The organism is Pseudomonas sp. AGC41 (genome assembly GCF_057334555.1).
In genome coordinates, this window is record NZ_JBHFJB010000136.1 from 82,924 (window position 1) to 90,511 (window position 7,588).

Below are 7,588 nucleotides of genomic sequence, written 5' to 3' on the forward strand. Positions count from 1 at the left end.
CATCGATATCGCCTGGGATATTGCTTTCGCGAGCAGGCTCGCTCCCACAGGGGACGGGGATGAATGAAAAACAGCGGGCAAAAAAAGGGAGCCCCATGGAGCTCCCGTTTTTACAAAGCCAATCACTTCGCCTGGTAGATAATCCCGGGGCTGCACTGGACCATCTGGTAATGATCCGGCAAGCCGTTCAACGCCTCGGACGCGCCAAGGAACAGATAGCCGCCCGGCTTCAGGGTGCTGTGGATACGCAGCAAGATGTCTTTCTTCACCTCGGCGGAGAAGTAGATCAGTACGTTGCGGCAGAACACGATGTCGAACTTGCCGAGGCTGGCGTAGCTGTCCAGCAGGTTGAACGAACGGAACTCCACGCGGCTTTTGATGGGCGCCTTGACCACCCACTTGCCCGGCCCTTTCGGATCGAAATAACGTTGCAGGCGATCGGGCGACAGGCCACGGCCGATGGCCAGGCTGTCGTACTCACCGGTCTTGCAATTGTTGAGCATGGTCCCGGACAGGTCGGTGGCGACAATCTGCACGCCCATCTTCAACTGGCCGATGTTCGTCCGCTCGAACTCATCGATGGACATCGACAGCGAATAAGGTTCCTGTCCCGACGAACAGGCCGCCGACCAGATGCGCAGGCGTTGCCCCGGGCTGGCCTTGATGGCCGCCGGCAGCACCCGGTTCTTCAATACCTCGAAAGGATAGGTATCGCGAAACCACAGGGTTTCGTTGGTGGTCATCGCGTCCACGACCATCTCGCGCAAACCGCTGCGTGGCTGGGTCTGGATGCGCTGCACCAGTTCGCCCAGCGACTTGAGGCCCTGTTGTTCCATCAATTTATTGAGACGGCTCGACACCAGGTACTGCTTGTTTTCACCAAGCAAGATGCCACAGGCTTTTTCCAGGAAGACCCGGAACTGTTCGAAATCCAAATTACCCGTAGACAAGATACCGCCTCTTTTCACTGTGTTGACTTGCCGGGCGCACAACGCGCCCGACCTTTATTCTGCTGCCTTGATTCGCTGGACCACCCGCGACGCCAGGTCATCGGGCCGGAACTTGGCGAGAAAATCATCGGCACCGACTTTCTTGACCATCGCCTGGTTGAAAACCCCGGATAACGAAGTATGCAAGATGATGTGCAGCTTCTGCATGCGCGGGTCACTGCGAATTTCCGACGTCAGGGTGTATCCATCCATCTCCGGCATCTCGATGTCGGAAATCATCATCAGGAATTCTTCTTCCGGTTTCTTGCCCTCATCGACCAACTGGCGCAGGTAATCCAGCGCTTGCCGTCCGTCGTTCAGGGCGACCACTTCGACGCCGACCGTTTGTAGACAACGCGTGACCTGCTTGCGTGCCACCGAAGAATCGTCGACGGTCAAGACCCGCAGCGAAATCGCCTTGTGCTGGGTCTCGGCGTCCACCACGCCCGCGGAGATCGCTTCCGGCGTGGGTGCCACTTCGGCGAGGATCTTCTCCACGTCGATGATTTCCACCAATTGGTTATCGACCCGGGTCACTGCCGTCAGGTAGTGATCGCGGCCGGTGCCCTTGGGTGGTGGATGAATCTCTTCCCAATTCATGTTGACGATGCGCTCCACCGACCGCACCAGGAACCCTTGGGTCTTGGTGTTGTACTCGGTGATGATCACAAACGGATTGCTCTGATCCAGCAGCCGACCGGAACCGGTCGCCATCGCCAGATCGAGAATCGGGATGGTCGCTCCGCGGATATTCGCCACACCGCACACGACGGGACTGGACTTCGGCATCAGGGTCAGCTTAGGGCATTGCAGCACTTCGCGTACCTTGAATACGTTGATCCCATACAGTTGTTGACCATCGAGACGGAACAACAACAGCTCCAGGCGATTCTGACCGACCAGCTGTGTGCGCTGGTTTACCGAATCCATCACTCCCGCCATGCCCTGACTCCTACCTAACGCTAATGTGTCCGACGCGCATTCATCACTAAACGGCACGGGGCTTGCTATTGAACCGGCATGAACGCACAAACGACATTTTCTCGACGCCTGACCACTCACTGCCGCCATTGGCTCGGTGCACTGTTGGCCGTCTGCCTGTTCGCGGTCGGCGCACGTGCCGTCGCTGATGTGCCGGTTACCTTGCCTGATCTCCTTATCGGCGTCACGCAGGGCTTTCTTGAATTCACCGTAGAAGACTATCTGGCAACCAGTCAAACCGAAGGCCGCTACGAGATTGAAGTCAACCAGCTCGACCCGCGCCTGCGCATGCCGATGTGCGACAAGGAATTGACTGCCTCGCTGGAGAGCCCGGCCCGGCCGCTGGGACGCGTCACGGTGAAGGTTCGTTGCGACAGCGCGGCGCCCTGGACGGTGTTCGTGCCCGCTCAAGTGCGCCTGTATCGGGAAATTGTCACCACTACCCGTCCGCTCAAGCGCGCCGGGATTGTCGAGCCGCAGGATGTGGTCCTGCGTGAGCGCGACGTCAGCCAGATCAGCCAGGGTTTCCTGACCTCCGTCGACGAAGCCATTGGTCAGAAACTTGTCCGACCAATGGTCGCCGATCAGGTCATCACCCAAGTTCATCTGGAACAGGCCGAAGTGGTTCGCAAGGGCGACCAAGTGGTCATCACCGCTCGCAGCGGCACCCTGGCCGTGCGCATGCCCGGCGAGGCCCTGGCCAACGGCGGCATGCGCGAACAGATTCGGGTAAAGAACCTCAACTCCCAGCGAGTCATCAAGGCCCAGGTGATAGCGCCTGGCCAGGTAGAAGTGGCTATGTAAGAGGCTGCAAGGGGGGTAGACAGGCTGGCGCTTGACCTCGGTGTTCCCTAGACTGTGCCTTGTATATAAGGCAAGCGCAGACGTGCGCTCGTTCATTTGAAAAATGAGCCTAAAGTTTTTTTGGGGATGGCCGAAAACATGGCAAGCGTCCAAATACCCAGAGGTTTTTTACCATGGTCATCGATTTCAATCGTTTAAACAGCTCCTCGCCCGTGACAGGCACTACGCGCACCAGCGCCAGCAAGGAAACCGTCGAAACCGACAAATCCAAGCTCGCCGACCAGGCCGCCACTGTCAAGAATGGGGAATCGGTACACCTCAGCAATGAGGCTCAACAGTTGCAGAAGGTCACTGACAAGCTGCGCGATCAACCTGTCGTCGACAACGCCCGCGTGGCCGCGTTGAAAGCAGCAATCGCCGATGGCAGCTATCAAGTCGACAGCAACCGTGTAGCCAGCAAGCTGCTCAACTTCGAAGCCCAGCGCTAGGCCCCGCCTGCGCCAGGCTTTAGGACGCTTAAGACCCAAGGCCAGCCATGCACGATACTAATTTATTGCAATTGATCATCGACGACTTCGCTCCAGCGCAACAATTGCTGGAGCTGTTGCAGACCGAAGCCCTGGCATTGCACGGGCGGGACATGCCCTTGCTGGAAAATATTCTGGCGCAAAAACAGGCATTGATCATTCTGCTCGACCAGCATGGCCGCAAGCGCAGCGAAGTTCTCGCCAGCCTTGACCTGCCCGCCGACAACAGCGGCCTTGAGCAATTGGCCAGCCAATCGCCGATTGGCGATCAACTGTTGTCGCAAAGCGCCGTACTCAACGACCTGCTCAACCAGTGCCAGGCCGCCAACGTTCGAAACGGCCAGTCCATCCAGATGCAACAGGCCGCCACCGCCAATCAGTTGCGCATTCTCAACGGCGGCGAAATCCCGACGCTCTATGACGCTCGCGGCTCGACCGCAAAAATGGTCAAGCACCGCCCGCTCAGCCAGGCGTGAAACGAACCGTGCCTGCGCACTATCAACGCGCGATACATGCTGGCAAAATGCTGGCTCTTTGTAGTCGTATTTTGCCTGGAGATTGACCCACCGTGTTCAATGCCACAAACGCGGATGATGCTCCGCAGCCGCCCATGGTCCTCACCACCCCCCTGGAAATCTCCGGCAACCTACGGATGCTGCAAGAGAGCCACGATCCCCTGATCATTACCTTTCATGAGCGCACCCAGCGTTTCCAGAGCTACCTGGTGGATGTCGATCGCGACACCAACACCATCGCCCTGGACGAAATGATCCCGCGGGATGGAGAGCGTTTCCTGCTGGCAGGCGAGCCATTTCGGGTCGAGGGTTTTCATGACGGCGTGCGCATTGCGTGGGAAGGCAACGGTCCGCTGACCATCCAGGATTCGAAGGACGGCCGCTGCTACCGCGGCGCCCTGCCTGAAGAAGTGGTCTATCACCAGCGCCGCAACGCCTTCCGGGCCGCACTGAAACTGGCGCAACTGGTGAGTGTGGAACTGGGTGGTGACAAGCTCAAGACGCCGGTGAACGGCAAACTGCTGGATATCTCCGCAACCGGCTGCAAGCTGCGCTTCGATGGCGACATTACCGCACGCCTGCAACTGGGCCAGGTCTACGAACGCTTTGTCGCCGCCCTGCCCTTCGGCAACATGACCGCGCCGGTCGAACTGCGCTACCTGCATTTCGAAGAGCGGATCAACACCACCTTCGCCGGCGTGCGCTTTCACAACATCAGCGGCCTGGTGCAGCGTCAGGTCGAGCGCTTCGTGTATCAATTGCAGCGTGAAGCCCGGCGGTTCGATAAAGACGATTTCTGATGTTTTGCGGGCGATAAAAAACGGGCAATCCCCTTGCAAGGGATTGCCCGTTTTTTTATGGCCGTTTCATGGCCTTGCCCGGGTGAAGTCCGAAGGTGGCGGTTCGTCGTCCGCGCCTTCGGTGACCGGCTCCAATTCCGGTTCAGGCTCAGGCTCCACGTCCGGGTTGGGCGAGGTCTGCATCTGATCCTGGACGACCTGTTCGTCGACCCGAGGGTCGAGGCATGCCACCAGGGGTGAACTGGTCATGTTGTCCGGCATGGCCACGTGGTGCAGCGGCGCATCATCGACCTGATGCAGATTGGTGACCGCTTTCGGCCGGATCCGCCATACCAGCACCAAAGCGAACAAGGCGAAAAACCCGTACAACATCTGGCTACCGAACAGCTTCATCAGGACCCCGGCCGCCAGCGGACCGATACTGGCGCCCACGCCGTAAGTCACCAGCAGCATGGCCGTCAGCGACACCCGGCGATCGCCCTCGACGTGGTCGTTGGAAAACGCCACCGCCAGTGGATACAAACAGAACTGCACCAGCGAACAGCAAAAACCAGCGATGAACAGGACTTCCACCGGCACCTTCGGCAGGATGGCCAGCGGCAACGCGCACACCACCAGAATCAGCGCGAAGCAGCGGATCAACAGCGCACGATCGTAACGATCCGACAGCCAACCCAGCGGCCACTGCACCAGCAGGCCGGCAAAGATGCAGCTACCCATGAACAGACCGACCTGCTCGGTGGTCAGCCCCTGCTGGGAGGCGTACAGCGGCGCCAGGCCGTAGAAGGAACCGACGATCAGCCCCGAGCCGAGCACCGTGGTCAACGATTGCGGCACGCGCTTGATAAAGAAGCGCGGCTCCATCGGTGCCGGATGCAGCGGCGCCGGGTGAATCCGTCGGGTCAGCGCCACGGGCACCAGGCACAGGGCGAAACACAACGCCACCAGCATCAGCAGCTCCAGGCCCAAGGCCGGGTGCATGACCAGAATCAGCTGGCCCAGCACCAATCCCAGGTACGAGGCGATCATGTAGCCGCTGAACACCACCCCGCGCTGCTTGGCGTCGGCCTGCTCGTTGAGCCAGCTCTCGATGACCATGTACTGGCACATCATGCCGAGGCCGACAATCATCCGTAGCACGATCCAGGCCGGCAGCCAGTCCACCAGGCCATGGCCCAGTACCGCCGCGCCGACGATCCCGGCGCAGGCCGAATAGGCCCGAATATGCCCGACGCGGGCGATCAGCCGATGGCCGATCTTGCCGCCCAGCACCAGACCGAAATAGTTGGCGGCCATCAGCGCACCGACCCACAGGCTGTCGACGTTGTCGGCAGCCAGACGCAAGGCCAGGTACGTACTCAGGAGGCCCGAGCCGATGAGCATCATCAGCGAGGCGAAATAAAGCGCTCGAAAAGGTTTCCAGATTTGGCGCATCGGCGTTCCGAGCGGCTCCTTGAGGTGAGTGAGGGCGATCTTCTGAAGATAGCCCGAATGCGACGGTTGGTTATGCCTGGGCCGCCAGGACGCGCCGCTCCCAAGGCGTGATCTCGTCAAAGAAACTGGTCAGTTCCAGGCTCTTCGAAGCGATGTAACCTTCGATGAACTCGCTACCGAACAGTTCCTTCGCCAAGTGGCTACGCTTGAGACGCTCAAGGGCGGCATGCAAGGTACATGGCAGGGAGAGATTCTCCGGCACTTCGAATTCGCCCTGGATCGCGGCGCTTGGCTCCAGCCGGTTTTCGATACCATACAGCCCGGCCGCCAGGCTCGCCGCGATCGCCAGGTACGGGTTGGCGTCAGCCCCCGGCAAGCGGTTCTCGACCCGTCGGGCCGCCGGCGAACTGGCCGGAATGCGCAACCCGGCCGAACGATTGTCATGGGACCAACAGGCATTGTTTGGCGAGGCAAACGGGTGGCACAAGCGATGGTAGGAATTCACGTTCGGCGCGAACAGTGCAGTGAAATCCGCCATGCCGGCCTGCTGCCCTCCAATGAAGTGACGGAAAACAGCCGTCGGCTCGCCCGCCTCGTCGCTGAATACATTTCGCCCACTGTCCAGCTCGACGACGCTCTGGTGAATGTGCATCGAACTGCCTGGCGTCTGCGCCAGGGGCTTGGCCATGCAGACCACGGTCAGGCCGTGCTTGAGCGCCACTTCCTTGAGCAGATGCTTGAAGAGGAACGTCTGGTCGGCCAGCAACAGAGGATCGCCATGCAGCAGATTGATTTCGAACTGGCTCACGCCCATTTCATGCATGAAGGTATCGCGCGGCAAGCCCAACGCCGCCATGCATTCGTAGACTTCAGTGAAGAACGGGCGCAAGCCATTGTTGGAGCTGACGCTGAACGCCGACTGGCCGTCTTCGCGGCGTCCGTCCAGGCCCACCGGCGGTCGGAACGGCTGGGTCGGATCCGGATTGGCCGCGAAGACAAAAAATTCCAGTTCCGTCGCGACGACCGGCGCCAGCCCAAGCGCCGCATAGCGTGCAATCACCGCCTTGAGCTGACCACGGGTCGACAGCTGTGAGCTCTCCCCGCTGAGCTCGTCGGCGTCGCAAATCGCCAGGGCACGGGGCGGATGACTCCACGGCAAGCGATGGATCTGTTTCGGATCGACCACCAGCGCCAGGTCGCCATCATCACTGCCATAAAAACGCGACGGCGGGTAACCGCCCATGATGCATTGCAGCAGCACGCCTCGCGCCATCTGCAACCGCCGGCCTTCGAGGAAGCCCTCGGCGGTCATCACCTTGCCTCGCGGCACGCCATTCAAATCCGGCGTGACACATTCAATCTCATCAATGCCCGTCAGTCGCTGCGCGAGTGAACGCTGGCCATCGGTCGTCATGACGCAATCCTTGTTATGTGCGAGCCGCGAACGGCAACCCGTACAAAATAGGCTCCGGCTGTTCGGAATATCAAGCAGCTAGAAAAATAAACAGCTGCTACTGAAACAACTGTGGGAGCGCGCC

8 protein-coding genes are annotated in these 7,588 nt (G+C 59.9%); 4 read left to right on the top strand and 4 right to left on the bottom strand.

The features are described from left to right. Positions 1-122: 122 nt before the first annotated feature. On the bottom strand, positions 123-950 hold the full coding sequence (gene cheR / locus ACE04F_RS22300) for a protein-glutamate O-methyltransferase CheR (RefSeq protein ID WP_047228759.1): 828 nt from the start codon (positions 948-950) through the stop codon (positions 123-125). 54 nt (positions 951-1,004) lie between these two features. Continuing rightward, on the bottom strand, positions 1,005-1,931 hold the full coding sequence (locus ACE04F_RS22305; RefSeq protein ID WP_486109961.1) for a chemotaxis protein CheV: 927 nt from the start codon (positions 1,929-1,931) through the stop codon (positions 1,005-1,007). A 78-nt stretch (positions 1,932-2,009) separates the two neighbouring features. Here ACE04F_RS22305 and flgA point away from each other — a divergent pair, with 78 nt between their 5' ends. From flgA to ACE04F_RS22325, 4 genes are all read left to right on the top strand, one after another. Next, the gene (gene flgA, locus ACE04F_RS22310) at positions 2,010-2,774 is read left to right on the top strand and encodes a flagellar basal body P-ring formation chaperone FlgA (RefSeq protein WP_486109962.1); all 765 of its coding nucleotides are present in this window, start codon (positions 2,010-2,012) and stop codon (positions 2,772-2,774) included. Positions 2,775-2,947: 173 nt separating this feature from the next. Next, entirely contained in the window at positions 2,948-3,262 is a 315-nt protein-coding gene (flgM, locus tag ACE04F_RS22315; protein ID WP_486109963.1) for a flagellar biosynthesis anti-sigma factor FlgM, read from the top strand. A gap of 47 nt (positions 3,263-3,309) precedes the next feature. Further along, entirely contained in the window at positions 3,310-3,777 is a 468-nt protein-coding gene (locus ACE04F_RS22320; RefSeq protein WP_486109964.1) for a flagella synthesis protein FlgN, read from the top strand. Positions 3,778-3,869: 92 nt separating this feature from the next. Beyond that, positions 3,870-4,616, top strand: coding sequence for a flagellar brake protein (locus tag ACE04F_RS22325; RefSeq protein WP_486109965.1), 747 nt, complete (start codon positions 3,870-3,872; stop codon positions 4,614-4,616). A gap of 66 nt (positions 4,617-4,682) precedes the next feature. On the opposite strand, the gene ACE04F_RS22330 is transcribed toward ACE04F_RS22325, so the two are convergent. Beyond that, positions 4,683-6,050: an MFS transporter gene (locus ACE04F_RS22330; protein ID WP_486109966.1), complete on the bottom strand. Its 1,368-nt coding sequence runs from the start codon at positions 6,048-6,050 to the stop codon at positions 4,683-4,685. Positions 6,051-6,120: 70 nt separating this feature from the next. Continuing rightward, positions 6,121-7,362, bottom strand: coding sequence for a glutamine synthetase family protein (locus ACE04F_RS22335; RefSeq protein WP_486110004.1), 1,242 nt, complete (start codon positions 7,360-7,362; stop codon positions 6,121-6,123). Positions 7,363-7,588 lie beyond the last annotated feature (226 nt).